Source organism: Polaromonas sp. (assembly GCF_031411155.1).
Taxonomy (GTDB): domain Bacteria; phylum Pseudomonadota; class Gammaproteobacteria; order Burkholderiales; family Burkholderiaceae_C; genus Polaromonas.
The window spans coordinates 1-25736 of sequence record NZ_JANOAL010000130.1; the positions used below are offsets into that span (position 1 = coordinate 1).

Below are 25736 nucleotides of genomic sequence, written 5' to 3' on the forward strand. Positions count from 1 at the left end.
CCGTGACCTACAACACCCCGGCGGCCGGCGGCAACGCGGGGTGGCGGGCGGGGGTTGCGTGTGTTGGGGGGTGTGTGGCGAGCAATCAGCCTGGCGGCCAACTCAACGACTGGTTGCCGCGCCACCAAGTGACGCAACGACGCGCCAGCGCGCCGGTAGAGTCGATGCAATGAGCTCGCATGCCCGACTGTATGGCGTCGAGCGCCAGCGGAGTTTCTGTGCAGGCCAGGATCACGGCTGCCGCACCGCGCGACATTAGGTGCCTCACCGCTTGCTCAATCAGCTGTCCGCCTTCCGCTACGCGGCCGGCCTTGACCAGCTCGATAGCCGGAAGAACCAGGTCGTCCATCTCCAGGTCGTCGGGTATCAAAGGGGCGTAACCCAGCTTGAGCAGGGGCTCATCAAATATTCGGGCGGCCAAGGTGGCCCGGGTCGCGATGATGCCCACCTGGGCGCCTGGCGCAGCCAATGCGCCCAGTTCGTCGCAGCAGGCATCCACCATGCTTAAAAATGGCACTGGACAGTCTTTTGCCAGGTCGGCGTGCCAGAAGTGGGCGGTATTGCACGGCATGGCCAGCGCGATGGCGCCGCCCACAATCAGGCGGTCACGCCCAGCCAGCAGCGCTTCCAGAGGCGAGGGCGCGCCCCTCAAAATGGCGGCGGGTCGAGCCGGAATTCTCGGGTCGGATTGAATCAGCAGCGGCACATGATCCTCGTCACTTGCTGCGGGTGTCGCAGCGATGACTTTGGAAAAAAAATCTACCGTGGCCAATGGCCCCATGCCGCCTAAGACGCCAATCATGTCTTCTCCTCAGGGTTGGTTTCTGGCAACACGTGTTTCACCGCATTAACGCCAAATAGGCGGCCGCCATGCCGGCCAGACCCAGTGTCACCAGGACTATCATCAATACTGGACGCCAGCCGAGCTGCGTGACGTCTTGCAGCGAGGTTTTCAAACCGACACCGGCAATGGCCAGCACCAGAAAAGCCTGCGACAAATCAGACGCGCCGGTTTGAACCGCCGGCGGCACCCAACCGGTGCTGTTGAGCAGCATCAGTGCGACAAAAGCGACGGTAAACCATGGCAACAAGGGCGTCTTGGGCCCGCCATCAGCAGCGCGTGCCGCTCGTCCCCGCAGGCTGGCGGAGATCACGACCAGAACAGGCATCAAAAACGCCACGCGCATGAGTTTGGTGATGGTCGCCGCGTCACCGGCATCGTGCGAGAGGCTATAGCCGGCCCCCACGACCTGTGCGACATCGTGAATGGTGGCACCAATGAATTTGCCCGAGGTGATGGCATCAAACCCCAGCCACTGGGTGATGATCGGGTAGGTGATCATGGCAAGCGTGGACAGAGTGGTGACCCCCACCACGGTCAGGGTGGTGTCACGCTCCAGATGCGGGTATTTCGGCAAGACGCTGGAGATGGCCAAGGCTGCCGAGGCTCCGCAAATCGCAGTGGCTCCGCCGACGAGCAAACCCAGACTTTGCTCCACGCGCAAAACCTTGGCCAGCAACAGCCCCAGGCCCATCGTCAGTGCGACCGCACACAGCAAGGCCGCAACCGTTTGCCACCCCAGCGTGACAACGTGTTCGATCGTCAAACGAAGGCCGAGCAAAGCCACGCCCAGGCGCAACACGGTGCTGGAGGCGAACTGGATCCCCGCCGCACAACGCTTGTCTTCGCTGACAAAATGCAGGGCCAGGCCCAGCAGGAGCGCAAACAGGAGCATGGAGCCCTTGTAATGACTGCCCAGGAAGGCGGCCGACATCGCCACCAGCGAGGTCACCAGCAAACCCGGAACGAGCCTGCGAGCGGCCCCTATCTCGGCGTTAAACGCAATGGTTTTCATATTTGGATGAGAAGGCTGTTGCCGGATCCGGCAACAGCATTTGGCCCATGGGTTCAATCAGTTCGGCGTCAGGTTCTTGAAGGCATGCATGTAGCCGTAAAGCGCGACCGCGCCGCCGGTGTGCAAGAACACCACGTTTTGTCCCTTCTTGAAGAAGCCTTTGCGACACAGATCAATCAGGCCAGCCATGCCCTTGCCCGAATAGACGGGGTCAAGCAGGATGCCCTCCAGGCGGGCCAGCATGGTGACTGCCTCGACCATGCCGGGCGTGGGAACGCCATAGCCATCGCCCACGTAGTCGCAGTTGGCGACCACGCTGTCGCGTGATACGCAGCCCGGCACGCCCAGCAACTCGGCCGTTTTGACCGCGAGGTTGTAGACGCTTTGCTCCTGCACCTCCTTGGCTGCGCGCACACCAATGCCCAGCACCGGGATCAGGCTGCGGGTGCCCTGCAGGCCTGCCAGCAACCCGGCTTGGGTGCCCGCGCTGCCGGTGGCATGCACGACGTGGCTGACATCGAGCCCCTGGGTGTTGAACTGGTTCACCATTTCCAGCGCGCACACCACATAACCCAGCGCACCGATCGCGTTGGAGCCGCCGCCAGGGATAATGTAGGGCTTTTGCCCTTTGGCACGCAGTTCGTCGGCCAGCTTGGCCATCGCGGCATTCATGTCGGTGCCGCCAGGAAGCTCCTGGACGTTGGCGCCAAACAGGTGATCGAGGAAAACGTTGCCCGAGTGCTTGTACTCATCCAGCTTGGAGCCGGTGCGGTCTTCCAGCAGGATCTCGCATTTCATGCCCATCTTGGTGGCAATCGCGACCGTCTGGCGCGCGTGGTTCGATTGTGTCGCGCCTTGAGTGATGATGGTGTCGGCCTTCTGTGCCAAGGCATCCGCCATCAAAAACTCCAGCTTGCGGGTCTTGTTGCCGCCGGTGGCCAGGCCGGTGCAGTCGTCGCGCTTGATGTACAGGCTTGGCCCCCCCAAAGCCTCTGTCAGTCGGGGCATGAATTCTAGAGGTGTGGGGCCTTGTGTAATGCGAACGCGGGGGAATGTGGTCAATTTCATGATGCAGGGTCTTTCCTTGATGCGAAGGTTGAAAAAATGAATACCGAGGAGAAAGTGGGTCAGACGGGCGTGGCCGCAGTCGCTGCAGCCGCCGCTACGATCTGGCCAATCAGTTCGCAGTCTTGTTCAGTCAATGACAGCGGTGTGCGCAAGTCCAGCAGCTGGCTCATGACTGCCATGGACTTCGTCAACACCGGCTTTTCGGTGATGTAGTGCCAGTGCGCATAGTTGCTGGTGAAGGCTTTCGGCTCCTGGCCGCCAAACCACTTGATGTACAGACCGCGTAATTCGCACTCTTGCAAAAAGCGCTGAATCTGGGCCGGTTCCAGTGCCAGTGAAAACTGAATGGAACTGGCGACAAATTCCTCTTTGGGATGCCGTTCAGGAATGGACACCCCAGGGGCTTTGCGCAGTCGCGCCTCCAGCATGGCGTAAATGTGATTCCAGGTTTTGCCGCGTTGCGCCAGCAGGCCAAGTTGCGGTCGCAGCAAGGCTGCGGCCAAATTCGACATACGCATGCTGAAGTTGGGTGTCACGTATTTCCAGCGTTCAAACACGCTATTCGGGGGGCTCAGAATGTGCTGCTCATACATCATGTAGCAACCTGACATCAGGATGGCCTGGGCCGCGACGTCATCATCGTTGGTGACCAGCAAACCGCCTTCGCCGGAATTGATGTGTTTGTAAGTTTGGGCGCTGTAACAGCCTATGCGACCCCAAGTGCCCGTGTGGCGGCCATCCCATTTGGCGCCCATGGTGTGGGCGCAATCCTCCACCAGAGCTACGCCATGGCGATCACACAATGCGCGCACCGCCTGCAAATCGGTGATGTGCCCGCGCATGTGGGAAAGCAGGAAAACCCTGGCACCGCTGGTTTCCAGCTTGTGCGCCAAATCGTCCAGATCGGTGGTGTAGTCGGCTTGGGTCTCCACCAGTACGGGTTGCGCGCCAGCATGGGCAATCGCACCCGGAACCGGGGCCAAAGTGAAACTACTGGTCAGCACCTTGTCGCCGACCTTCACCCCTAGCGCCTTCAAGGCAATAAACATGGCCGCTCCACAGGAGCTCACCGCTACGCAGTATTTGCTACCGACATAGGCGGCGTAATCCTGCTCCAGCAGCGATGGCTCTGGGTAACCGCTTCCCTGTTCACCATAGCGGTGCAGGCGGCCACTGCGCATCAAGTCGACCGCGCGCTCAATCGCGGCCTCGGGAATAGGCTCGGACGCGCTTAGGTCCTTGCCAAACCAAAGCCCGTCGGCGGCGCGCATTTCGCGGCCGGGTGTTGCCGCGGAAACCATGGGAAACGTGCTTGCGCTCATGGCCATGGCCTAATGTGTGTGCCCACCGAGCTCACCGGGAAGGAAAGATTCTTGCGGGAAGTACTTCTTGAGGCGGATGTCGGCTGTGCGCGCATGCCCTTCCATGCCCTCAAGGCGGGAAATCCGTGCCGCCACCTGTCCGACTTCACGACTGGCGGAACGATCGAGGCGCTGATAGGTGACGGTCTTGATGAACTTGCCCACGCTCAAGCCGCCTGAGTAACGGGCCGCGCCTTTGGTTGGCAAAATGTGGTTGGGGCCTGCGCATTTGTCGCCATAAGCGACCGTGGTTTCTTCGCCCAGGAACAGGGAGCCGTAGTTGGTCAATCGTGCCAGCCACCAGTCCAGATCGGTGGTCAACACCTGCAAGTGCTCAGGGGCGTACTGGTCGCTGATCTCGCAAGCCTCTTCGCGGCTGGAAACATACACCACTTCGCCATAATCGCGCCAGGCCGCAGTGGCTGCGGTACGCGCCAGTTCCGGCAGGGCGGCAATGACTGCGGGCATTTTCTCGATCACCTTGAGCCCCAACTCACGTGAAGTGGTGTACAGCCAGACGGGGGAGTCCGGGCCGTGTTCGGCCTGGCCTGCCAGGTCCGCGGTAATGATGTCGACGTCGGCGGTTTCGTCCGCAATAATGGCCGACTCGGTAGGGCCTGCAACCACGTCGATGCCAACGCGACCAAACAGCATGCGTTTAGCTTCCGCGACAAAGCGGTTACCCGGTCCGACGATCACATCAGCAGGCTTGGGTGCATACAAACCATAAGCCATGGCGGCAATGCCTTGCACCCCGCCCAGGGCCAGCACGGTATCTGCGCCACACAATTTCATGGTGTGCAAAATGGCGGGGTTCACGCCGGCCTCCTTGTGGGCCGGGGAGCTTGCCACGATGTTGGGAACGCCCGCCACTTTTGCCGTGCAAACACTCATGATGGCGGAAGCCGCATGCGCGTAACGCCCTCCCGGAACATAGCAGCCCGCCGTATTCACAGGGATCAATTTTTGTCCTGCAATCAGTCCCTCTATCAGCTCAGTCTCAAACTCGTGCAGCGACTCCCGCTGGCGCATGGCAAAGTCTCTGACCCGGCTATGCGCAAAGGCAATGTCGTCTCTCACGCCTTGCGACAAACTGCGGGTGGCGCTGGAAAAATCGGCCTCGCCCAGAACAATATTGCCGTGCCAGCCATCAAAGTCACGGGCATAGCGCTCCACGGCAGTGCGGCCTTGCTCCTTGATTTCTGTCAACATGCGTTGAACGGTCTCGGCGGTTGCGCTATCTATCGCCTCTGTGGGAGGGGTGGCTTTTTTCAGGTATTCGACAGTCATGACAAGCTTTCAATTAAAGGGAGGTGGCGTGACCGCCACGTTGCGTGCGATTAAGGAAAAGATATACGGTTAGTCCGTATTCGAAAGTTCCGCATTTCAAGCGCGTCCCTTCCAGGGAACTACCCTGCGCTCGACAAAGCGCATCAAATGGTCAAAGGCATAGGCAATGGCCGCGATGATGACAATGCCCATGATCACGGTTGCGGTCTGCAAAAACTTTGACGCCGACAGAACCATATAGCCCAAGCCCGAGGTCGATGCCACCATCTCGGCGGCCACCAGGGTGGTCCAGCCAAAACCAATGCCGATGCGCATCGCGGTAATGATCTCTGGCATGGCCGACGGCAAGATGACTTTGCGAATGACTTGCCAGCGGGTGGCTCCAAATGAATAGGCGGCATGGATCTGCTCAATCGCCGCTGACTTCACGCCAGCCCTGGCACCCAATGCAACAGGTGCAAACACGGACAGGAAAATCAGCAGCACCTTGGAGGTTTCGTCAATGCCAAACCAGATGATCATGAGCGGCAGGTAGGCCAAAGGTGGAATCGGGCGATAGAACTCGATGGGGGGATCGAAAATTCCCCTGGCGTTGGGGCTCATCCCCATGGCAATACCCAGTGGCACACCAATCACGCAAGCCAGGAGGAAAGCGCCAAAGACGCGCGCCGTACTGATCCACGTATGCTCCCAAAAGCTGGAACCGGTGAAGCCATTGCGCGCCACATCGACAAATGCCTCGATGACCGCCAAAGGTGAGGGCAGAAACAGCGGTTTGATCCACCCCACTTGCGTGACCAGCCACCACACAAAGATTAAGCCGAGGATGACGCCGGTACTGAGCTTGAAGCTGTCGCCCTGGCCAGGCACACCGTAAATTTCGCCGGGTTTGGCCGGTTTGGCGCGCATGAATCCAGCCCACAGGCCGGTGCCGCTTGCTCTGCTTGTGTCATGCATGTTGGGGCCCCTCCTCGTCGTTAAAGATAATCTCCAGGATCTTCTCCCGCAGCGCGATAAATTCCGCCGATGCCTTGATGGCGCGGGCATTGCCCGTTTCGAAATAGCGCCTGCTGAAAGGTAAATCAAAGGTATGCGAGATACGTCCTGGACGAGGCGACATCACGATCAGCTTGGTTCCCATGAACAAGGCCTCTTCAACGCTGTGGGTGATGAAGAAAACCATTTTTCCGGTATCGCGCCAGATCTTGAGAATGAGCTCTTGCGCGCGCTCACGAGTCAGTGCATCGAGCGCGCCTAGCGGCTCGTCCATCAACAAAATATCGGGGTCGCTGGTCAGCGCTCGCGCAATGCCGACACGCTGTTGCATGCCGCCTGATAGTTCATAGGTGGCAGACTGCTCGAACTGTTCCAATCCGAGTAAACGGATGAACCCACGCGCAATATCCTCCCTCTTTTTCTTGTTATGCCCCTGAATGTCCAGGCCGAAGGCGACGTTGTCGAGCACGTTGAGCCAGGGGAGTAACGCGTGCTTCTGAAACACCACCGAGCGGTCTGCTCCGGGGCCCGTCACCACCTTGCCACCCAGCCTGATCTCACCCTGGCTCGGTGCCATGAAGCCAGCGATGAGATTGAGCAACGTTGACTTGCCACATCCCGATGCACCCAACGCAACGACAAAGTCGCCATCGTTGATTTCGAGATTGATGTTCTTAAGGGCGTGAACGGGGGTCTTTTTCCCCGGTAACGGATAGAAGACCGATGCGTTGAAAACAGCGAGTGCAGTCATAACAATATGGGATTCGTCTCGATTGACATGAAGTTACTTGGCTGCTGCTGCCTTGGCCATGTCTGCATTCACAAACTTGGCATAACTGTCAGCGCTTGCATTGATGCGACCTGCAGACTTGAGGAAGTCGGCAGTAAGCTTCATGAATTTAGCCGCCCCGCCACCGAGCCATTCCGCCGTGATTTGTTCTTCGCCATCAGGGTAGGTTGCGCCGTCGAGGTCGGCAACGATCTCTTTGGGTGTGGTGCCGAGCCGGGCAGCAATGGCCTTGACCGGTGCCGAGTCGGCATTCCATTGGGCCTTGTTCTTGGTGTACGACGCGTTAACATCGTTCATCACCTTGATAAAGCCAATCATGGCCGCGCGGTTTTCTGCGGCGAACTTGGTATTGACTACCCAGCCATTGAACGTGGGATATCCCGCTTTGCCCACATCGCCGGCAGTGGTCATCAACTTGCCGTTTGCCCGCAACTTGCTTTGTACTGGTTCCCAAATGAAGGCAGCATCAACGGCATTCTGACTCCAGGCCGCGTTGATCTCCGGAGGCGACATCCCGATGACTTGCACATCCTTTTCCGAGATTCCCCAATTTTTCAGCGCACCCATCAGGGAAAAGTGCGCCGTCGATCCCACGGGTACGGCAATTTTTTTACCTTTGAGATCGGCCGGCTTTTCGATGCCAGATCCATTGCGAGTGATCAGCGATTCGGAGGCGCCAATCGCCTTGCCAATCAAGAACAACTGATAGTCAACACCCTGGCTGGCACCTGCAGCTAACGGCACCGAGCCGAGCTCGGAAATGACCACCGCACCGGACGCCATTGCCGCGTTGACCTCCGCGCCAGACCCGAACTTGCGCCACTCAATGGTCCAGCCGGTTGCCTTTTCAAACCTGCCGTCGGCGGCCGCGGCTTCGTAGGGCGCCGGATCGCCGAAATTGCCAATGATCACTTTCTTCTGGGCCCAGGCCTGACCAGCCAGCGTCAGGGAAATCGTAGCGCCGACCAGCAGCGTTTTCATGGTGGTTTTCATAGTGCGTCAAGCTCCAGTTTGTGTCGATGTGTTGAGGGGCGGCTCGACAGTCTGATCAGCGAGCCCAGACAAATAGTATTCAGATGAATCCCGCAGGCATAGAGCCAAAATGAGTTCTTTTTAGTGCCAAAACTAGATAGACTTCAAGGCGCAGGGGCATACCCTTGGTTGGTGCAACCAGTAGAGTGAACGAGCCTCGGGAATACCCTGTATTGGTGCGGTGCACCATAACAAGCCGGCGAGGCTTGGCAGTTGAAAAAAGGCGGATCATGCGCAGCAAACAGGAAATCACCAGCATTTGGGTCAAGTTGTTTCCACGCTTTGTCGGCAGCAGTGCCACCTTGCAAGGGCGCGTCAAAGAGATGATGGTGCACAGCATCTTGATGGGACTGATTCCTGCTGATGCCAAGATCCCGCCCAGCCGAACACTGGCCGACGCCTTGGGTGTGTCGCGCAATACGGTGTCACTGGCCCTGCAGGTTCTGGTGGACAAGGGATTCTTGATCGCGGTGGAACGAAGTGGCTTGTCCGTCAATCGGGACATTCTTTTGGGGCAGGCCAGCAAATTGATGAATGTGGAGCCCTCCTCGATCCACCTGGATTGGGAAAGCCGGTTTATTTCTCGGTCGGGTCTGCAGCGCAACATCATCAAGCCGGCTAATTGGCAGGACTACCGCTACCCTTTTGTGTATGGTCAGTTCGACCCAAGCCTGATGCCCTTGAAGGATTGGCGCGATTGCTCACACCAGTCTTTGTTCGTCCCCGCAGTCAAAAAGTGGTCGCAGGACTTCATCGACCGTGACTACGACCCTCTGCTCGATCAAATTCAGCATCGACTGTTGCCGGCTCGCGGCATCATGGCCAGGCGCGACGAGATTTTGTTGACCGCCGGGGCACAGATGGCCTGCTACCTGCTGGCGAATGTGCTGTTGGATCGCAATACCGTGGTGGGTATCGAAGACCCTGGCTATCCCGATGCCCGCAACAACTTCAAGCTGCGCAGCGACCGTGTACGCGCCTTGCCTATTGATGGTGATGGCTTGATTGCTTCGCGCCGCCTGGGTCAGTGCGCCTACGCTTATGTCACGCCGAGCCACCAGTGTCCAACCACGGTGACCATGTCATTGGAAAGACGGCAGCAAGTCCTGGAGTTGGCGCGAAAGCGGGATGTGGTGCTCTTTGAGGATGACCATGAGAGTGAACTGAATTTTTCGGGAAAGCCGCTTCCGGCGCTGAAAAGCCTGGACACTGAGGATCGGGTGATCTACCTGGGTAGCCTGTCCAAAACACTGGCCCATGGACTGCGGATCGGCTTCATTGTTGGGCCTGCCGAACTCATTCGTGAACTGCGTGCGCTTCGGCGCCTGATCATGCGCCATCCGCCAACGAACAACGCGCACACTGCCAGTCTCTTTATTGCGCAAGGGCACCACGACGCCTTCATCCGCAAGTTGAACGTGACTTATCGAGAACGCCGCGCGGTATTGGTCGACGCATTTGCCGAATGGTTGCCGCAGTTTCAGATCACCCCTTCATTGGGTGGGTCGTGCGCATGGATAAAAGGTCCCGATGGACTGAATTGCCAGGAACTGGCCAGGCATTGTGCTGCGCGTGGCGTATTGATAGAGGCAGGCGATGTTTTTTTCCACAAGCCTTCGGCCTCGACCCAGTCCTATTTCAGAATGGGCTACTCCGCTATTGCAAGCAGTTTGGTGCGGCCCGGTATTGAGGAGCTCCGTGATGTTTGCTCAGAGCTGGGCATCACTCGTATCGGCTCTGGCCGGAGCAGACCGTGACGGTCAACACCACGGCGGCCGGCGGCAACGCGGCGCTGCTGGCGGGCTGAGTGAACGCGTCGCGCCAAAAACCGGGGTGCGCGGGCAGCGAGGCGCACCGGGTCAGCCCGAGCTAGCGTCCTACAAACAGAAATGGTATTTTCTGACCCACACGGAGACAGCCCGGCGTAAATCTCGTTTCTTGCACCTCGTTCTTTCTTACGCCTCGCTCCTCGTTCCTCGGTTCAAGCTCGCAAAAATCAACGGGATGTCAGTTCTTTGAACCCTTGAAGGAGGGATAAGAAATGAAGCTCCAGAAATTGGTCCGGGCCGCACCTGAGCGACTCTCAAGGTTGGCCTTGAATTTTGCAGAGGGCGCAGCGTCCATGAGGCATCGGCTGGGCGGTAGCGCGCCGCTGGCCCGATGGTTTCAGGTGCTGGCGTCGGTGGGGATTGTCGGGCTGGCCGTGTGGGCGGTGCGCGAGGGCGTTGCCGCCGCGTCCGTGCAGCCGGTTCCGTTCCAGCGCCTGGTGCTGGCGCCGGCGCTGCCGGAGGCGCCCTTCAGCCTGCGTTTCTTCAGCGGCGCCGTGAAGACCAATTCCCGTGGTGAAATCATCACCGGACCGGACGACGATCCGGTCAGGAAAATCGTCGGCGCCGAGGCCGCAGGACCACGCGCCGGCGTGGAACGCTTCACGAAAATCCAGTTTGGTGTCGACTACTTCAACGGGCGCCCTGACCCCGGCACGCGCATCGACCCGAACAACCCGCAAGTCAAGAGCGGCAGCCAGCATTGGCCGCACGTCAAGCAGCCGTTCCGCAGTTGGCCGAACGCGCTGGCGCTGACGCCGGATGGCAAGAAGCTTTACATCACACTGCCCGGACGCGAGGGCTACCCCGACTGGCGCGTTGCCGCCGTCGATACCGGGTCGCGCCGGGTGTTGCGCTGGATCAGCCTGCGCGTGGCCGGCCAGCCCAATGGCACACGTCCGGTCGGCATCTCGGTCGCGCCGCCCAACACCGCGATCTATCCGCGGCCCTACGCCGTGGTCGTGAATCAGTACGCCAACTTCGCGACGCTGATTGATACCGACACCGATGCCGTGATCGGACAGTTCGAGACCGGCTTTTACGGCGAGGACCTGGTGTTCAATGGTGATGGCACGCGCCTTTACCTGACCGACCGCGTCAAGGACCAGGTCCGCGCCTTCCGCATAGACCGCGGCCCGACCAGCCCGACCTTCACGCAGCTGGCGCAGATTCCGACCGGAAACACGGAGCTGGACCGCGCGAATCCGCGCGACCTGACGATTAGCGCGGACGGCGCCACGCTCTACGTGGCGAATACGCTGGGGCACACCATCGCCGTGATCAACATTGCCCGCGACGCCAATGTGCTCGTCAAGACGATGCCGGTCGGTGGCCTGGCGACCGACGTCAAGATCGCGGGGCGCTGGGGCATCGTGTCCGGCCATTCCACCAACAGCGTGCTGAATGAGCCCGAAACCGGCCACGGTCTGCCGAAGATCGTGAACGGCGTGGCCATCCGCAACAACGGCCAGCCGCTCGGCTACACGCCGGTGATGTCCGATGCGACGCAGGCCACCACCTTTGACGATCTTGGCAGTGAGCTGAACGTCTTCGACACGGCCACCAACCAGTTCGTCTTTCGTTATGTGGACTTCGAGCGCGATCAGTCGATCATCGCCGTTCCGGGGCAGCTGGTCGATCTCGGCGATCACACGACGGAGCAGAAGATCATCCGCGGCAGCGGGCCGGAACAGCTGTTCGTGAAGGGCAACCTGCTTTTTGTCTCGCAGTTGCACTCCGACAAGGTCGAGGTGTTCCGCATCAACCAGAACCCGGCCAGCCCGGCCGGGATTCTCACCGCCATCGGCTCCGAGTTCACCGGTGGCATCACGCCGCAGGGGCTGGCCGTCGCGCCCGATGGACGGACGCTCTATGTCGCCAACATGCAGACCGAAGACGTGTCGTTTCTCGGCGTCAGTGCCACGGGCGTGCTGACCCGGCAGGGCTATCTGGCCGTCGGCGTCACCGACAAGACGCCAGATCCGACAAAAGGCGACAACCACGGCGATCATCTGTTCGCCACCCACGAAGAGGTAGGCCTGCGCTGGCTCTTCACCCAGTCCTACTCCGACGACGGGCAGAAGTCGTGCGCCCAGTGCCACTGGCAGAGCCGGCAGGACGGCGGGCAGTGGAACGTCGGCGGCAACGCGATTGGCGGCCCCAAGATATCGCCGCAGAACAAGGACACCTCGGATAACTGGCCGGAGTGGTTTGAGGGACTCAGCAACAACATGAACTCGTACGCGTCCTCCTGCAATGGTGAGCTGGTCGGCGCCGAAAATCGCAGCGTGCTGTTCCCGCAGTCGGCGCTGGCGGATCGGCTGCGCGCGCGCAACGAGTTCGTGCTCAGGAAGACCGAGGAGAACTCACGCGCCATCGGCCGGCCGGAACTGAGCGGCAAGGCCTTCACGATAGGCTTTTATGACATGGCGTTCGCGCAGATTCTCTGGACCCAGAATGAAACCCGGCTGATGCCCAATCCGCTGCGCCAGTTGCCCAGCCGCGACGAGGCCGCGCTGGTCGCCCGCGGCAAGATGCTGTTCAGCAACGAAGTGTCGGGCGGCGGTGCCGGCTGCGCCAGCTGCCATCACAACGGCAACAAACGCTCGAACGGCGAGATCGACGACACCTTCCAGGACTTCAACATCCACGAGCCGGGTGTGGTGGCCGAGATCACCGTGGACAACGAGGGACCGTTCACGCGCCTGGGCAACGACTACTTCTTCAAGGAGTTCAATCCGCAGCAGGACCTGGGAGGGCGCCAGAACATCAGCAGCCGCAACACCAAGCATCTGCGCTCGTTCTGGGACAGCGTGCCGCGCTGGCTGCATCACGGCTCCGCGCACTCGGTTCGTGAAATCCTGCTGACGCCCGACTCGCCGCTGCGCCAGCCGGGGGAGCGCGGCTTCAACTTCAGGACCGTGCGCACCGATCACAGCCGCGTGACGGCGTTTGATTTCCTCGGCGGTCCGGCGATTCGGCTGCCGACCGAGGTGCCGATCACCATCGCCGACAGCCGGGACGACGGCAGCTGCACCCGGCTGGCCGGCGACGGCAAGGGCACGCTGTGCGTGAGCCTGGACAGCCCGTTCATTCTCAAAGCCGGGCGCGACCCGGCCTACGACAAGGCCGCCTATCCCGAGGGCCGGCTGCAGATTGATCAGCTCGGTACCGGCAACGTCGCGCCGCTGATTGTCGGCGGGCGCATCAATCCGGTGCTCGCCGCCAATCACATCCGCGTGATCCCGGACACGCACGGCAAGACCTCGGCGTTGTCAGACCCCGATATCGAAGCGCTCGCGCTGTATTTGAAGTCGCTGCAAAAGTGAGCCATCGGACCTTGCCAGCGCTGGCGACCGCTTGCTTGACGGCCGGGCCGCTCGCCGCGGGCAGAACGCCTGAAAACCCCGGCCAGGGCATCAAAAGTGGCTGTCGCCCAGGTGCTAATTGCACCAGGCGCTCCTGATTTAATAGCGTGCGGAAATCCTCCTCGGTCTGGCCGACGCTGAAAAAATCAGTTCTTTCCCGATCCACCGCCGGAGCCACCCGAACCTCCGGAACTGCCAGAGCCGCCCGAGCTTCCTGAACTCCCGGAGCCACCTGACGACTTGCCGGAACCCGATCCCGAGCTGTCGTCGGAGCCCGAGCGGCCGCGTCCCTTGCCGCTTTCGCTCTCGCCTCTAGCCCTGCCGCTGCTGCCGCTGCGGCTCGAATCCGAGTGGCTGAACTCGATCCGCTCGACCGCAATGCGCTGGTCGGCGCCGACCCGGCCCGTGACTTGCACCAGCCGGTTCACCGCCAGTTCGGCCGCCGTGCCGCCGACAATCTGCACCCGGTCGGTCAGTTGCAGCGGCTGCAGGCCCAGGCTCAGGGCGCGGCCATTCAGGGCGTGGATATAGCCCTCCAGCACCACCTGGTTGACCCGGCCCAGCCCGGCGCGGGTCGGCTGGGCGACGATCTGGCGCGCCTGCAGCACGCCCGCGCTCCAGACGCCGCTGACCCAGGCTTCCTGGCCCGGCGCCAGGCCCGCCGGCGCGTCCAGCGTGCCCAGTTCAACGGCCGTGGCGCCCACCGTGAGGGAACTGCCGCGCAGCGCCGTGACCGGCCCGCGCACCTGCGCCAGCGCGGGCGTGGCGCTGTTGTTTAGGTTGTTGGCGGCAAGGCCTGGATTAGCGGTGGCCTGCACCCGCGAGGCAGCGATCTCGCCATCGGCCCGGCGGTGGCCGCTGACCCGCACCCAGTCGCCCACGCGCAGCGCCGCCAGATCGCCGGGCACCAGCGCCGTGACCGGTTGCCCCAGCAACTGCAGCCGGCCGGTGGCCGCATCGACCGCCTGCAGCGGGCCGACCAGCGCATCAACCAGGGCGATGCCGCGCGCCCGGGTCTGGTCGCCGGCGCCGCTGGCCGTCACGGCCACCACCTGGCCGACGCTGAGCTGGCGCGCCGAGCCGGACCGGCCGTTGTCCCAGACCGGCGTGCCGGCGTCGTAGTGCACTTCAATGCCATTGACGCAAATACTGGCAAAGCCGGTGATCACGCCGACGATGCCGGTGCCGCCTATGCCGCCCTCGCCAAACACCGGTGTGCCGGCCATCGCCCCGGTGCCGCCTATGCCGCCGGGGTCGATGCCGGTGCCCCCGATTGCGCCGGCAGCGCCCGCGTTCGGGTTGATCTGCGAGGCCTGGGCGGCGCAGAACGCGTCGGCCTGCGCGACGGGCCGGGGTGCCGAGCAACCGGTCGATACGGCCAGCAAGAGGACCAGCAGGGGGGTCTGAAACGAAAATACTTCACCGCTGGACGACATCTTCAGCTCCTTGCGCCGATGGCGCTGGCGCGGGCGAGGGAGGGGTCGACCCGGGCCGGTCAGGCTCCGCATAAAAATAAATGCCAAAGGTCATGCGCTGCAGCGGTGCACCGGGGGTGGCGTCGGTTTTTTCGCGCTCCAGCGCGGTTTTGTTGACGGCCAGCAGCGCCTGCATGCCGAGTTTTTGCGACTGGGCCGCCAGCAGCTGGATAGATTCGGCGCTCAAACCGCTGAAATGCAGGCTGCGCTCGAGAAACGGCGGCTGCTGGTCCAGCAGGTTGTGGGCGGCCGCCGCCACATGGTCGTGCAGGTTGTGGCCAAAGTAAAAGGCCTTCTCATCAAAACCCCTGGCCGGCACAAAGGCCTGGGTATTGAGGCAAACCCGGCGTTGCTCATCCAAGTGCACCACGCCCAGGCGCAGCCATTCGTCGAGCACCACGCGCGAGCGGATGTCGCTGTTGACGCCGGCCACCAGGCCCTCGAAGGACTGCGCGCCGCCCTCGCTGACATAGCGCGGCAGCGGCAGCGGCTGGCCCTGCGCGTCGCCATACTGCGGCTTGCCCAGCCACTGCGCCACCAGTTGCGCGCCCAGCGACACCACCGGCGGCATTTTTTCATCACCGGCGTCGGCATGGCGCAGCCGGTTGACATCCTTGCGGTGCACGCCCGACAGCAGGCTGACCCGGCTGTCCGACGAGGCCTTGCCGTCGATGCGAAAGTCCTGCTCGGCGACCTCGACCAGCAGCGACTTGAGCAGCTCGGTCAGGTAGGGCAGGGTAATGCCACGCGCCAGCATCAGGCGCACCAGCGGGCGCAGCACCTGACGCAGCGCCAGCACAAAGGCCGGCGACGGGTGGGCGTGGGAGCTGTCAGGGATGGACATGTTCAGAACCGGCGGAGGATGGATTACATCTTAGCACAAATACGTGGGAAATTTTCACACATATAGATTGACATGGGAAATAATCCCACGTACATTCAGGTTGCGTGTGGGAAATTTTCACACGAAACAGGATTCCAGAGACCCGGTGATGAACCCGCTTTCACTGGCATCCCCCAGGTGGTCAGTTTCGTCAACTTTTTTACTCCAGGAGAAATAGCATGCTGAACTTCAAGAAAACCCTGCTCTGCACCGTCTCGGCCCTGGCGCTGGGACTGACCGTCAGCCCCGGCTTTGCGCGCGGCGGCGATGGCGGCGGCAGTGGCAGCGGCGGCGGTTCGGGGGGCTCGGGCGGGGGCTCGGGCAGTTCCGGCTCGGGTAGCTCAGGCAGCAGCAGCAGCTCGGGCTCGAGTGGCAGCGGGCATTCCGGCAGCAGCGCAAGCTCCGGCCAAAGCGGCGACATGAGCGGCCATTCGTCTGGCGGTGCCACCGCAGGGCGCGGGCGCGGCGCCGATGATGCGGCCGGCGATGTCCGTCACGGACGCGGTGCTGATGATGCAGCAGGCCATGTGCGTCAGGGCCGCGCTGCCGACGACGCGGTGGGCCATGCCCGTCGGGGCCGGGGCGCCGATGATGCCGTTGGTCATGGGCGCCAGGGCCGGGGCGCCGATGATGTGGTGGGGGAGGTCCGCCAGGGCCGGGGTGCCGATGATGCGGTGGGCGAGGTGCGTCAGGGCCGGGGTGCCGATGATCCAGCCGGCCATATCCGTCAGGGGCGTGGCGCCGACGATTCCGTTCGTCCGTAGCCAAGCCGCAGGCCGGGCAGCGCTAAACCCCTGCCGCCCTCGCCCGGTGGCTTAGGCAACATCCTCGTGCAGGCACAGGATGTTGCCTTCCGGGTCCTGAAACCACGCCGCCTTTTCCGAGCCGAGCACGCAGACATGCTCGACCGTCTGCAGGCCGGGCAGGTCGTAGTCAGCAAAAGTGACACCGCGCCCCTTGAGCTCACGGATGGCCGCGCCGATGTCGTCGACCTTGAAGCTCAGGGCCGTGTGGTCTGCCTTGGTGCCGCCAGGACGCGGAAACAGGGCGATCTCGGTGCCGCCGCAGCGGTAGACGAATTTTCCGTCCGGTTTTTCGCCCAGCGGCGTCAGGGCGAGTTGCTGTTCATAGAAATTGCGCGCGCGTGCCATGTCCTTGACCGGCAGCATCGCGGTGACCTGATTGCTTGAAAGCGTCATGTTGTTACCTCCTGGTGCAGATGGGGTTTCCGTGCCCGCGCTGGCGGCATCGCCATCGCGCGCCTATAGTGTTCTGGATAATCGGCATTCGCGCAATACGCAGGATTGCGCATGATTGCGCAGGTGCAGGGCCGGAGGTGGCTATGGACAGGATGCAGGCTTTAGGGACGCAGGACTACCGCAATGCCTTGCGCCTGTTGTGCGGCGCCAGCGATGCCGCCGGCGATGTGATGAGCTTTGCGCGCGAGGGCGTCGCGGACCTGAGCCGCCTGGTCGCCTCCGAAATCACCACGCTGTCCATCTGTGACCCGTTGCGCCACACGCGGCGCGTGCTCAGCAACCCGGAGGGCGCGATTTCCGCGGCCGATCGTCTGTGTTTCGATCACTATTTCAGCGTGCACCCGCTGGTGCGCTACCACTTCAGCCATCCAGGCGGCGGCGCATGGCGCATCAGCGACTCGCTGTCCCAGCGCGATTTCTGCGCCAGCGCGCTCTACAACGACTACTACCGCCGCATCGGCATCGACCATGTGGTCGCGGTGCCGCTGTTTGTCGACGAGGGGCTGCTGGTGAGCTTCGTGCTCAATCGCACGGGCCGCGATTTCAGCGACCGCGAGTGCGCCTTGCTGGACCTGGTGCGCGGGCCGCTGTCGGCGTTCTACCGCCTTGCACAATCGCGCCAGCCGGCGCCGGGCGGCTTTGCGCAGCTGCCGCTGACGCGGCGCGAGCGTGAGGTGCTGACCTGGCTCGCCGCCGGCAAGACCGACCGTGAAATTGCCGCGATCCTGGGCGCGAGCCCGCGCACGGTGCAAAAGCACCTGCAGCACATCTACGGGAAACTCGGCGTGGAAACCCGCACCGCGGCGGTGATGCGCGCGATGGAGTTGACGCTGCGCCGGTTGGCCGCCCACCCTGGGGCCGGCGTTCAGGCATCTGTCTGACTTGGAGCCTTGGCGCGGTCCCGAGCAGTCAAGCCGCCGCGCGCGGCAGCGCCAGCGTCACCCGGGTGCCGGCTCCCGGCAGGTTGCTGACCTCGACCCGGCCCTGATGCAGCTCCACAATCCGTTTCACAATCGCCAGGCCCAGGCCCTTGCCGCCTTCGCCGGTGGCCGGGGCCACGTTTTGCCGGCTCTGGTAGAAGCGGTCAAACAGGTGCGGCAGGTCGGCCGCCGCAATGCCGAGGCCGCTGTCGCTGACCCGGACCTGCACCTCGTGGTCGTTCTGCACGGTGTCCAGCGCAATGCGGGCGCCGGCCGGGCAAAACTTCAGCGCGTTGTCCACCAGGTTGGCAATCGCGCGCTCAAACAGCTCCACATCGACGGCGGCCAGCGGCGCCCGGGCGCCGCTCTCGGGTGCCGCCGCCTCGATGCGCACGCCCTGGCGCGCCGCGCGTTCGGTAAAGCGCAGCGCCACATCGTCGAGCAGCTCCGACACATCCATCACCTCGGCGCGCAGCCTGAACTCGGGCTCATCGAGCTGGGCCAGGTCGCCCAGCGACTGCACCAGCCGCGCCGCATTGTGGGTGTTGCGCAGCGCCACCTCAACCAGTTGGCGGTCGCTCGCCCGCGCGGCGTCGCCGGCCCAGCGGTTCTCCAGGGTTTCCAGGCAGGCGGCGGTGGCCGTCAGCGGCGAGCGCAGGTCGTGCGACAGGTTGCTGACGCCTTCGCGCCGGAAGTGATCGAGCCGGCGCAGCGTGCTCCACTGGCTGCGCAGGGTCGCCAGCATGGCCCGGATGCCATTGTTGAGCTGGCCAAACTCGTCGCTGGCCGCCGTCTCGACCAGGCCGAAGGTATCCGGCTGCGGGCTGCCGGCCGCCGTAAAGTCTTCCAGCCCGTGGCGCGACACCGCCGCGACGGTGGCGCTCAGCCGCGCCAGCGGCCGGGTCACGGCGGCGGTCACCCAGGCCGCCAGCAGGGTGGCCAGGCCCACCACGGCCAGAATCAGCACCAGCGCCGGTTTGGCAAAGGTGCTTTGCAGCGCCATCAGCCGGCCCTCTGGCAGACTGCGTTTGTGGCTGACCAGGTACAGGTAGCCGGCCACGGCGGCGTCGCTGCGGATCACGGCGCGGTGCAGCGGCCGCGCCGCAATCACGGCGCTGGCGTCCATGCGCTCCGGGTCGTCGCCCAGCACATAAGGCATGGGCGTGGGGCCAATCGCCTCCATCACCGGGGCCAGCGCCACCTTGAAGCCCTCGGGCAACTGCACCTCGCCGGTCGAGGCGATGACGGTGCCCTGACTGTCCAGCAGGTAGAGCTGGGTGTCGGGCTCGAACAGCACCAGGTTGCGCAAGAAGCCGGTGAACTCTTCCGGAAAGCGCTCCTGCACCGCAAAAATATCGGTGTGCAGGGCCACCACGCGCTCCAGAAAGGCGCTGGCGCGGTAGTAGGTGGACTCATGCTCAAAGCGCTGAAACGCCAGCAGCACGGTGGCGATCACGCCAACCGCGGTCAGTAGCCCGGTCAGAAAAATGGTCAGTGCAATCTTGAGGCGGACGGACAAGGGGCGGCCCTCAGCGTGGTGCGTCACGCATCTTGTAGCCGGCGCCGCGCACCGTCAAAATCAGCTCGGGGCGCAGCGGATCGACTTCGAGCTTGGCGCGCAGGCGGTTGATGTGGGTGGTCACCGTATGTTCGTAGCCGTCGTGGGTGTAGCCCCACACCGCATTGAGCAGCTGCCCGCGCGAGAACACATGGCCCGGGTGCTGCGCAAAATGCAGCAGCAGATCGAACTCCAGCGCGGTGAAGTCCAGCGCCTTGCCGTGCAGCTGCACCTGCCGCTTGACCGGAAGAATCGTCAGCTCGCCATTGCTCAGCGCGCTGGCCTGGCTCTGGGCATTGAGCTGCGCGGCGCGCAGCAGCTCGGCCCGGCGCAGCAAGGCCTTCACGCGGGCCAGCAGCTCGGCCAGCGAAAACGGCTTGGTCAGGTAATCGTCGGCGCCCAGCTCCAGCCCCAGCACCCGGTCCAGCTCGGTCGACTTGGCGGTCAGCATCAGGATCGGCGTGCTGCAGCCGCGCGCGCGCAGCGTCTTGCACAGCTCCAGCCCGTCCAGCCCCGGCATCATCAGGTCCAGCACCAGCAGGTCGTTTTCGCGCGCGGTCTGGCTCGCCAGCGCCACCACGCCATCGGCCGCCTCGGTCACCTCGTAGCCGGCATTGCGCAGGTTCAGGACCAGCAGGTTGCGAATGTCGGTCTGGTCTTCCGCAACGAGGATTCTTTTCATGTCCATGCCTTTAGTCCGCCCTGGGGCGTGTTTCTTACCGAATTGTTAGCTGGCTGTGATCTTTCGCGACCTTGCCGTGAGCCTGCGCCGCGACAGTAGCTTCATCGCCCACCGCTCTTGAAGGAAATGCCATGATCACCGCCCACTCCGCTGCCGATTCCCGCACCGCCACTTTCACCGCCACTACCGCCGCCCTCAACGCCTGCGTGCCGGTGGCCTGGATCGACCTGGTGAGCCACCGCGACTACCTGGTGCGATTTGCCCAGCGCAAGCTGCATGATCCCACGCTGGCTGAAGACGCGGTGCACGATGTGTTTGAAGCCGTGATCTCGGGCCAGGCCCGCTTTGCCGGCCGCGCCGCGCTGCGCAGCTGGCTCACCGCGGTGCTGAAAAACAAAATTATCGACCTGATTCGCCAGCGCGCCCGCACCGACAGCCTGGACCTCGACGCCGACGAGGACGGCGGCCTGCAGATGGAATCCGTCCAGGCCCGGCCCGATGAAGTGGCCGAGCAGCGCGAGCGGCTGCAGCAGACCCTGCAGCGCATCAAGGCCTTGCCGCAGGGCCTGCGCGATGTGATGCAGTTCCGCGTGCTGCAGGACGAATCGGCCGAGGCCGTCTGCCGGCGCCTGCAGATCAGCGAGGTCAGCCTGTTCACCCGGCTGCATCGCGCCCGCAAACAGCTGCTGTGCTGAGGCCGTGCGCCTGGCGGGCACCCAATGCCCCGCCGCCGCTGCGGGTGCCGATGACAGCCGGATGTGCCGAAATTAAGGTGCCGCGCCCAACGCAGCGCCTGCGAAGTCCGTACCATGGCAGCCAGGTCACACCCCCAAGGTGCAAGCCCGTGTGGCCGGCATAGCCATTCATCTTGAAACGGACACCCCACCATGGACAACCCTGTGCAGCCTTCGACCCCCTTGTTCACCGACCTCGACCTGCAGCTGCAGCGGCTGGCCGGCAACAAAAACCCATGGGTCGCCACCCCGGTGGCCGAGCGCATCACCCTGCTGGCGAAGATCAAGGACTGCCTGCTGCCGCTGTCGCAAGCCTGGGCCGCAACCGCGGCCCGTCGCAAGGGGATTGCCGAGGGCTCGGAACTGGTCGGCGAAGAGTGGTTGTCGGGCCCCTACAGCATCATGAGCTACTGCAACCAGATGATGGCCACGCTGTCGCAGGTCGAGGGCAACAAGCATCTCGACGCGCTGCCGCTGCGCGAGCTGCCCAACGGCCAGCTGGTGGCGCGCGTGCTGCCGCATTCGATCTGGGACCACCTGCTGCTCAGCGGCGTCAAGGTCGATGTCTGGATGGAGCCCGGCGTGACGCGTGCCAACCTGGCGCAACACACCGCCGCCGCCTACGACGCCAGCAGCAGCCGCTTCAAGCAGGGCAAGGTGGCGCTGGTGCTGGGCGCGGGCAACATCGCGTCGATTGCGCCGCTGGACGTGTTCCAGAAGCTGTTTGCGGAAAACCAGGTGGTGCTGCTCAAGCTCAACCCGGTCAACGACTACCTGTTCGAGTTTCTGCTGCCGGTGCTCAGGCCGCTGATTGACAAGGGCGTGCTGGCCATCGTGCGCGGCGGTGCCGACGTTGGCCAGTACCTGTGCACGCATGCGCTGGTCGAAGAAATTCACATCACCGGCGCCGGTGCCTCGCACGATGCCATCGTCTGGGGGCCGGGCGAGGAAGGCCGTGCCAACAAGGCGGCCGGCACGCCGAAAAACACCCGTCACATGACTTCGGAGCTGGGCGCGGTCTGCCCCACCATCGTGGTGCCTGGGCCCTGGTCCGAGGCCGACATCGCGTTTCAGGCCGAGCAGGTGGCGACGCAAAAGCTGCACAACTCGGGCTTTAACTGCGTTGCCTGCCAGGTGCTGGTGCTGCCGCGCGACTGGCCGCAAAAAGACGCCTTTGTGCGCCAGCTCGAGCGCACCCTGGCGGCGTCCGAAGGGCGCGCGCTGTACTACCCCGGCGCCGGGGAGCGGCTTGCCGGTTTTGTCGCCCGCAACCCGCAGGCCAGGGCTGTGGCGCGCGCCGGCGCCGAGCCGGTGCTGCTGGCGGCGCTGGACCCGTCCCGCCCCGGCGACGCCGAGTCGGTCGAGGTGTTCGCGCCCGCGCTGGGCGTGACCGAACTGGTCGGAACCGACCCCGAGCAGTTTCTGAAAGACGCGATTGCTTATGCCAACAGCCAGCTCTACGGCACGCTGGGCGCCAACCTCGTGATCCACCCCAAGACCATCTCCAGCATCGGCCGGGCGCGCCTTGAAGAACTGCTGATCGAGCTTCGCTACGGCACCATCGCCATCAACGCCTGGACCGGCCTGGGTTTTCTGACGCCGCAGGCGGCCTGGGGCGGCTTTCCGGGCCACACGCTGGACGACGCGCAAAGCGGTATTGGCTTCGTGCACAACAGCATGCTGTTTGACCGGCCGCAGCGCACCGTGGTCGAGGCGCCGTTCAAGCCCTTTCCGCGCAACCTGCTGAGCCTGTCGTTCAGCCTGCTGCCCAAACCGCCCTGGTTCATCACCAACCGCAGGGGCGGCATTCTGGGCGAGCTGCTGCTCAAGTTTCAGTACCGCCCCAGCTTTTTGAAAATCCCGCGGATCTTCCTGAATGCGCTGCGGGGCTGATCGCGCAGCCCGGCGATGGGCCGGCGCCGGCTATTTCCCGCTGCCGTGCCAGCGAATGTAAGAATTAATTTCGTTACCTCTCTTGCATTAGCCCGAGGTTTTTTATTTTTTGCAGACGTACCATGCGTTCTTTTTAAAGGAAGTCACATGGCAACACCGTTTTTTGGCAAGCGCGAAACCGAGACCCCCACCAATCTGCGTCATGGTCAAACCGGCGCCTACGGAAGCAGCGGCAGTTCCAGCACGTCGCAGCCGTCCGCCACGGCCGCCAGCACGCAAAACACGGCCAAACCAGTGAGTGAATTCAGCGCCTCGGCCAGCACCTCGCCAGAGGGCGGCAGCAAGCTGACCGTCGGCCCCAACATCAAGCTCAAGGGCGTCGAGATCACCGATTGCGACACGCTGGTGGTGGAAGGCCTGGTCGAGGCCACCATGGACTCGCGCGTGATCCAGATCGCCGAGCAGGGCGCCTTCAAGGGCTCGGCCGAGATTGACGTGGCCGAAATCCGCGGCGAATTCAACGGCAACCTGACGGTACGGCAGAAACTGGTGATTTACTCCACCGGCAAGGTCACCGGCACCATCCGCTACGGCAAGCTGGTGATTGAAGAAGGCGGCCAGTTGTCGGGTGAAATCCATTTTGGCGCGGTCGGCGGCAAGCCGGCCTCGGCAAGCGCCAAACCCGGCTTGCAGGCGGTCTAAAACCGTTCTTCGGGTCAGCCAGCCCTCCATCCAGCAAGCCCACGGCACCCGCTGTGGGCTTTGTCGCGTCTGTTACCAACTGGGTGGGCGGGTATCCCGGCTCGCCTGGCTGACCCAAACAGGCCGGCAAAAAGGCCCCAAGCGGGCTTAAACCCGATGGCCAGCCGGGCAAAACGTAACGAGAAGTTCTAAATCTGAAAGTCTGCGCCCACTTCAACGGGCTCTGGCGCCAGTAGCCAGCGCGGCATTTTGGGTCAGAAACGCGGCAGATCGGGGTGCGCGATGTTGCCGCCGCGCACCAGCATTTTTCCGTATTCGGCGCAGCGGGTCAGGGTCGGAATCACCTTGCCGGGGTTGAGCAGGCCCTTGGCGTCAAAGGCGCGCTTGACGCCAAACATCTGCTCGTTTTCCTCGGCCGAGAACTGCACGCACATGGAGTTGAGTTTTTCCACGCCCACGCCGTGCTCGCCGCTGATGGTGCCGCCCATGGCGACGCTGGTTTCCAGGATGTCGGCGCCAAACAGCTCGCAGCGGTGCAGCTGGTCGGCGTCGTTGGCGTCAAACATGATCAGCGGGTGCAGGTTGCCGTCGCCGGCGTGGAAGACGTTGGCGCAGCGCAGCTGGTATTTCTTTTCCATCTCCTGGATGGCCAGCAGGATGTCGGCCAGGCGCTTGCGCGGAATGGTCGAATCCATGCACATGTAGTCGGGGCTGATGCGGCCCGAGGCCGGAAAGGCGTTTTTGCGGCCGCTCCAGAAACGCAGGCGCTCGGCCTCGTTCTGGCTCACGGCGATGGCGGTGGCGCCGCAGCGGGTCAGCACCTCGCTCATGCGGGCGATTTCCTCCTCGACCTCTTCCACCGTGCCGTCGCTCTCGCACAGCAAGATCGCCGCGGCCGTCAGGTCATAGCCGGCGTGCACAAAGTCTTCCACCGCCGCCGTCATCGGCTTGTCCATCATCTCCAGCCCGGCCGGAATGATGCCGGCGGCAATCACCGCGGCCACCGCGTCACCGGCCTTGCGCAGGTCGTCAAAGCTCGCCATGATGCAGCGCGCCAACTGCGGGCTGGGAATCAGCTTGACCGTGACCTCGGTGGTCACGGCCAGCATGCCCTCGCTGCCGATGACGAGGCTTAGCAGGTCGTAGCCCGGCGCGTCCAGCGCGTCGCTGCCAAACACGACTTCTTCGCCCTCTATGGTGAAGCCCCTGACCTTGAGCACGTTGTGCACCGTCAGCCCGTACTTCAGGCAGTGCACGCCGCCCGAGTTTTCGGCCACGTTGCCGCCTATGGTGCAGGCGATCTGGCTCGAAGGGTCGGGCGCGTAATACAGGCCGTGCGGCGCCGCCGCCTCGGAAATCGCCAGGTTGCGCACGCCGCCCTGCACCACGGCGGTCCGGCTGGCCGGGTCGAGCTTGTGAATCTTGTTGAACTTGGCCAGGCTCAGCGTCACGCCGAGCCGGTGCGGCATGGCGCCGCCGCTCAGGCCGGTGCCGGCGCCGCGCGCCACCACCGGCACCGCCAGCGCGTGGCAGGTTTGCAGCACCGCCTGCACCTGGCCGTAGCTTTCGGGCAGCGCCACCACCAGCGGCCGCTGGCGGTAAGCCGTCAGGCCGTCGCATTCATAGGGTGTGGTGTCCTCGCTGTTCCAGAGCAGGGCGTGGGCCGGCAGCACCCGCTGCAGCGCCGCCACCACCTCGGCCTGGCGCCCGGCGCGCTCCAGCTGGGCGTGCTGGTGGGAGGGGGCAGGTGCATTCATGGGGGACTTTAAAAAGGGGGCGGGCAGGGGGCCGCAGGAAAAATTTGACTGTAAACCAGTGCCCGGTCGCGCGGCGTGACGATTTTTTGGCTGATATGTGAAAATTTGTTGCTATCTAATTAATAGCTGTATGCGCCCGTTATACCTGGGCTACAGCCCTGAAAGGCCCCTAAAACAGCGCCAGGGAGCGAAACAGGCGTCAGGCAATCGACTTTTTCAGCCATTCGGCAAAGGCCGCGCATTCCCAGCGCTCCATGGTGCCGGTGCGCCAGCACAGGTAGTGGGC

The 25736-nt window shown here is 63.2% G+C and carries 21 protein-coding genes; 7 read left to right on the top strand and 14 right to left on the bottom strand.

Annotated features, from left to right (window positions below; genetic code table 11):
- Positions 1-85: 85 nt before the first annotated feature.
- The 8 genes from RMO23_RS08740 to tauA all read right to left on the bottom strand — a co-directional run bounded on the left by RMO23_RS08740 (position 86) and on the right by tauA (position 8354).
- On the bottom strand, positions 86-802 hold the full coding sequence (locus tag RMO23_RS08740) for an amino acid racemase (RefSeq protein ID WP_309680555.1): 717 nt from the start codon (positions 800-802) through the stop codon (positions 86-88).
- 37 nt (positions 803-839) lie between these two features.
- Positions 840-1913, bottom strand: coding sequence for a putative sulfate exporter family transporter (locus RMO23_RS08745; protein ID WP_309680557.1), 1074 nt, complete (start codon positions 1911-1913; stop codon positions 840-842).
- Entirely contained in the window at positions 1914-2924 is a 1011-nt protein-coding gene (locus RMO23_RS08750) for a D-cysteine desulfhydrase (RefSeq protein WP_309680559.1), read from the bottom strand.
- Between the two features lie 59 nt (positions 2925-2983).
- Positions 2984-4246 (bottom strand): DegT/DnrJ/EryC1/StrS aminotransferase family protein, encoded by a 1263-nt coding sequence (locus RMO23_RS08755; protein WP_309680561.1) that lies wholly within the window; start codon positions 4244-4246, stop codon positions 2984-2986.
- A gap of 9 nt (positions 4247-4255) precedes the next feature.
- Positions 4256-5575: a histidinol dehydrogenase gene (hisD, locus tag RMO23_RS08760; protein WP_309680563.1), complete on the bottom strand. Its 1320-nt coding sequence runs from the start codon at positions 5573-5575 to the stop codon at positions 4256-4258.
- A gap of 96 nt (positions 5576-5671) precedes the next feature.
- The gene (locus RMO23_RS08765) at positions 5672-6484 is read right to left on the bottom strand and encodes an ABC transporter permease subunit (protein ID WP_309680565.1); all 813 of its coding nucleotides are present in this window, start codon (positions 6482-6484) and stop codon (positions 5672-5674) included.
- Between the two features lie 40 nt (positions 6485-6524).
- Complete coding sequence (locus RMO23_RS08770) at positions 6525-7322, bottom strand: taurine ABC transporter ATP-binding protein (protein WP_309680566.1); 798 nt, start codon at positions 7320-7322, stop codon at positions 6525-6527.
- A 33-nt stretch (positions 7323-7355) separates the two neighbouring features.
- Complete coding sequence (tauA, locus tag RMO23_RS08775) at positions 7356-8354, bottom strand: taurine ABC transporter substrate-binding protein (RefSeq protein ID WP_309680568.1); 999 nt, start codon at positions 8352-8354, stop codon at positions 7356-7358.
- A 245-nt stretch (positions 8355-8599) separates the two neighbouring features.
- Between tauA and RMO23_RS08780 the strand changes: the two genes are divergently transcribed.
- Together RMO23_RS08780 and RMO23_RS08785 are read left to right on the top strand one after the other, a co-directional pair.
- Positions 8600-10150, top strand: a complete 1551-nt coding sequence (locus tag RMO23_RS08780; RefSeq protein ID WP_309680570.1) for a PLP-dependent aminotransferase family protein — start codon at positions 8600-8602, stop codon at positions 10148-10150.
- Positions 10151-10434: 284 nt separating this feature from the next.
- Positions 10435-13548, top strand: a complete 3114-nt coding sequence (locus tag RMO23_RS08785; RefSeq protein WP_309680573.1) for a beta-propeller fold lactonase family protein — start codon at positions 10435-10437, stop codon at positions 13546-13548.
- Positions 13549-13733: 185 nt separating this feature from the next.
- Here RMO23_RS08785 and RMO23_RS08790 read toward each other — a convergent pair whose 3' ends face one another.
- Positions 13734-15023 (bottom strand): DUF5666 domain-containing protein, encoded by a 1290-nt coding sequence (locus RMO23_RS08790; protein ID WP_309680575.1) that lies wholly within the window; start codon positions 15021-15023, stop codon positions 13734-13736.
- Positions 15007-15906 carry a DUF6502 family protein gene (locus RMO23_RS08795; protein WP_309680577.1) on the bottom strand — a complete coding sequence of 300 codons (900 nt, stop codon included), beginning with the start codon at positions 15904-15906 and terminating at the stop codon, positions 15007-15009. The genes RMO23_RS08790 and RMO23_RS08795 overlap by 17 nt, the downstream gene beginning before the upstream one ends.
- A 218-nt stretch (positions 15907-16124) precedes the next feature.
- On the opposite strand from RMO23_RS08795, the gene RMO23_RS08800 reads away from it, so the two are divergent.
- Positions 16125-16709, top strand: coding sequence for a hypothetical protein (locus tag RMO23_RS08800; RefSeq protein WP_309680579.1), 585 nt, complete (start codon positions 16125-16127; stop codon positions 16707-16709).
- A gap of 51 nt (positions 16710-16760) precedes the next feature.
- Here the strand turns inward: RMO23_RS08800 and RMO23_RS08805 are convergent, their stop codons facing one another.
- Entirely contained in the window at positions 16761-17144 is a 384-nt protein-coding gene (locus RMO23_RS08805; protein WP_309680581.1) for a VOC family protein, read from the bottom strand.
- Positions 17145-17287: 143 nt separating this feature from the next.
- On the opposite strand from RMO23_RS08805, the gene RMO23_RS08810 reads away from it, so the two are divergent.
- The gene (locus RMO23_RS08810) at positions 17288-18085 is read left to right on the top strand and encodes a LuxR C-terminal-related transcriptional regulator (protein ID WP_309680583.1); all 798 of its coding nucleotides are present in this window, start codon (positions 17288-17290) and stop codon (positions 18083-18085) included.
- 28 nt (positions 18086-18113) lie between these two features.
- Here RMO23_RS08810 and RMO23_RS08815 read toward each other — a convergent pair whose 3' ends face one another.
- Positions 18114-19643: a HAMP domain-containing sensor histidine kinase gene (locus tag RMO23_RS08815; RefSeq protein WP_309680585.1), complete on the bottom strand. Its 1530-nt coding sequence runs from the start codon at positions 19641-19643 to the stop codon at positions 18114-18116.
- Between the two features lie 10 nt (positions 19644-19653).
- A complete protein-coding gene (locus RMO23_RS08820; RefSeq protein WP_405041583.1) occupies positions 19654-20364 on the bottom strand; it encodes a response regulator transcription factor in 711 nt (236 codons plus the stop codon).
- Between the two features lie 131 nt (positions 20365-20495).
- Between RMO23_RS08820 and RMO23_RS08825 the strand changes: the two genes are divergently transcribed.
- The 3 genes from RMO23_RS08825 (at position 20496) to RMO23_RS08835 (ending at position 23693) form a co-directional block, all read left to right on the top strand.
- Positions 20496-21059 (top strand): sigma-70 family RNA polymerase sigma factor, encoded by a 564-nt coding sequence (locus RMO23_RS08825; protein ID WP_309680588.1) that lies wholly within the window; start codon positions 20496-20498, stop codon positions 21057-21059.
- A gap of 192 nt (positions 21060-21251) precedes the next feature.
- Complete coding sequence (locus RMO23_RS08830) at positions 21252-22991, top strand: aldehyde dehydrogenase family protein (protein ID WP_309680590.1); 1740 nt, start codon at positions 21252-21254, stop codon at positions 22989-22991.
- A 147-nt stretch (positions 22992-23138) separates the two neighbouring features.
- Positions 23139-23693, top strand: coding sequence for a polymer-forming cytoskeletal protein (locus RMO23_RS08835; protein WP_309680591.1), 555 nt, complete (start codon positions 23139-23141; stop codon positions 23691-23693).
- Between the two features lie 254 nt (positions 23694-23947).
- On the opposite strand, the gene RMO23_RS08840 is transcribed toward RMO23_RS08835, so the two are convergent.
- The gene (locus tag RMO23_RS08840) at positions 23948-25450 is read right to left on the bottom strand and encodes an FAD-linked oxidase C-terminal domain-containing protein (RefSeq protein WP_309680593.1); all 1503 of its coding nucleotides are present in this window, start codon (positions 25448-25450) and stop codon (positions 23948-23950) included.
- Positions 25451-25736: the final 286 nt, after the last annotated feature.

Coding starts and splice junctions, on each gene's coding strand:
- RMO23_RS08800 (WP_309680579.1), top strand. CDS start 16,125: ATGCTGAACTTCAAGAAAACCCTGCTCTGCACCGTCTCGGCCCTGGCG.
- RMO23_RS08770 (WP_309680566.1), bottom strand. CDS start 7,322: ATGACTGCACTCGCTGTTTTCAACGCATCGGTCTTCTATCCGTTACCG.
- RMO23_RS08765 (WP_309680565.1), bottom strand. CDS start 6,484: ATGCGCGCCAAACCGGCCAAACCCGGCGAAATTTACGGTGTGCCTGGC.
- hisD (WP_309680563.1), bottom strand. CDS start 5,575: ATGACTGTCGAATACCTGAAAAAAGCCACCCCTCCCACAGAGGCGATA.
- RMO23_RS08825 (WP_309680588.1), top strand. CDS start 20,496: ATGATCACCGCCCACTCCGCTGCCGATTCCCGCACCGCCACTTTCACC.
- RMO23_RS08830 (WP_309680590.1), top strand. CDS start 21,252: ATGGACAACCCTGTGCAGCCTTCGACCCCCTTGTTCACCGACCTCGAC.
- RMO23_RS08840 (WP_309680593.1), bottom strand. CDS start 25,450: ATGAATGCACCTGCCCCCTCCCACCAGCACGCCCAGCTGGAGCGCGCC.
- RMO23_RS08820 (WP_405041583.1), bottom strand. CDS start 20,364: ATGAAAAGAATCCTCGTTGCGGAAGACCAGACCGACATTCGCAACCTG.
- RMO23_RS08790 (WP_309680575.1), bottom strand. CDS start 15,023: ATGTCGTCCAGCGGTGAAGTATTTTCGTTTCAGACCCCCCTGCTGGTC.
- RMO23_RS08755 (WP_309680561.1), bottom strand. CDS start 4,246: ATGAGCGCAAGCACGTTTCCCATGGTTTCCGCGGCAACACCCGGCCGC.
- RMO23_RS08810 (WP_309680583.1), top strand. CDS start 17,288: ATGGACAGGATGCAGGCTTTAGGGACGCAGGACTACCGCAATGCCTTG.
- RMO23_RS08795 (WP_309680577.1), bottom strand. CDS start 15,906: ATGTCCATCCCTGACAGCTCCCACGCCCACCCGTCGCCGGCCTTTGTG.
- RMO23_RS08785 (WP_309680573.1), top strand. CDS start 10,435: ATGAAGCTCCAGAAATTGGTCCGGGCCGCACCTGAGCGACTCTCAAGG.
- RMO23_RS08805 (WP_309680581.1), bottom strand. CDS start 17,144: ATGACGCTTTCAAGCAATCAGGTCACCGCGATGCTGCCGGTCAAGGAC.
- RMO23_RS08750 (WP_309680559.1), bottom strand. CDS start 2,924: ATGAAATTGACCACATTCCCCCGCGTTCGCATTACACAAGGCCCCACA.
- RMO23_RS08835 (WP_309680591.1), top strand. CDS start 23,139: ATGGCAACACCGTTTTTTGGCAAGCGCGAAACCGAGACCCCCACCAAT.
- RMO23_RS08740 (WP_309680555.1), bottom strand. CDS start 802: ATGATTGGCGTCTTAGGCGGCATGGGGCCATTGGCCACGGTAGATTTT.
- tauA (WP_309680568.1), bottom strand. CDS start 8,354: ATGAAAACCACCATGAAAACGCTGCTGGTCGGCGCTACGATTTCCCTG.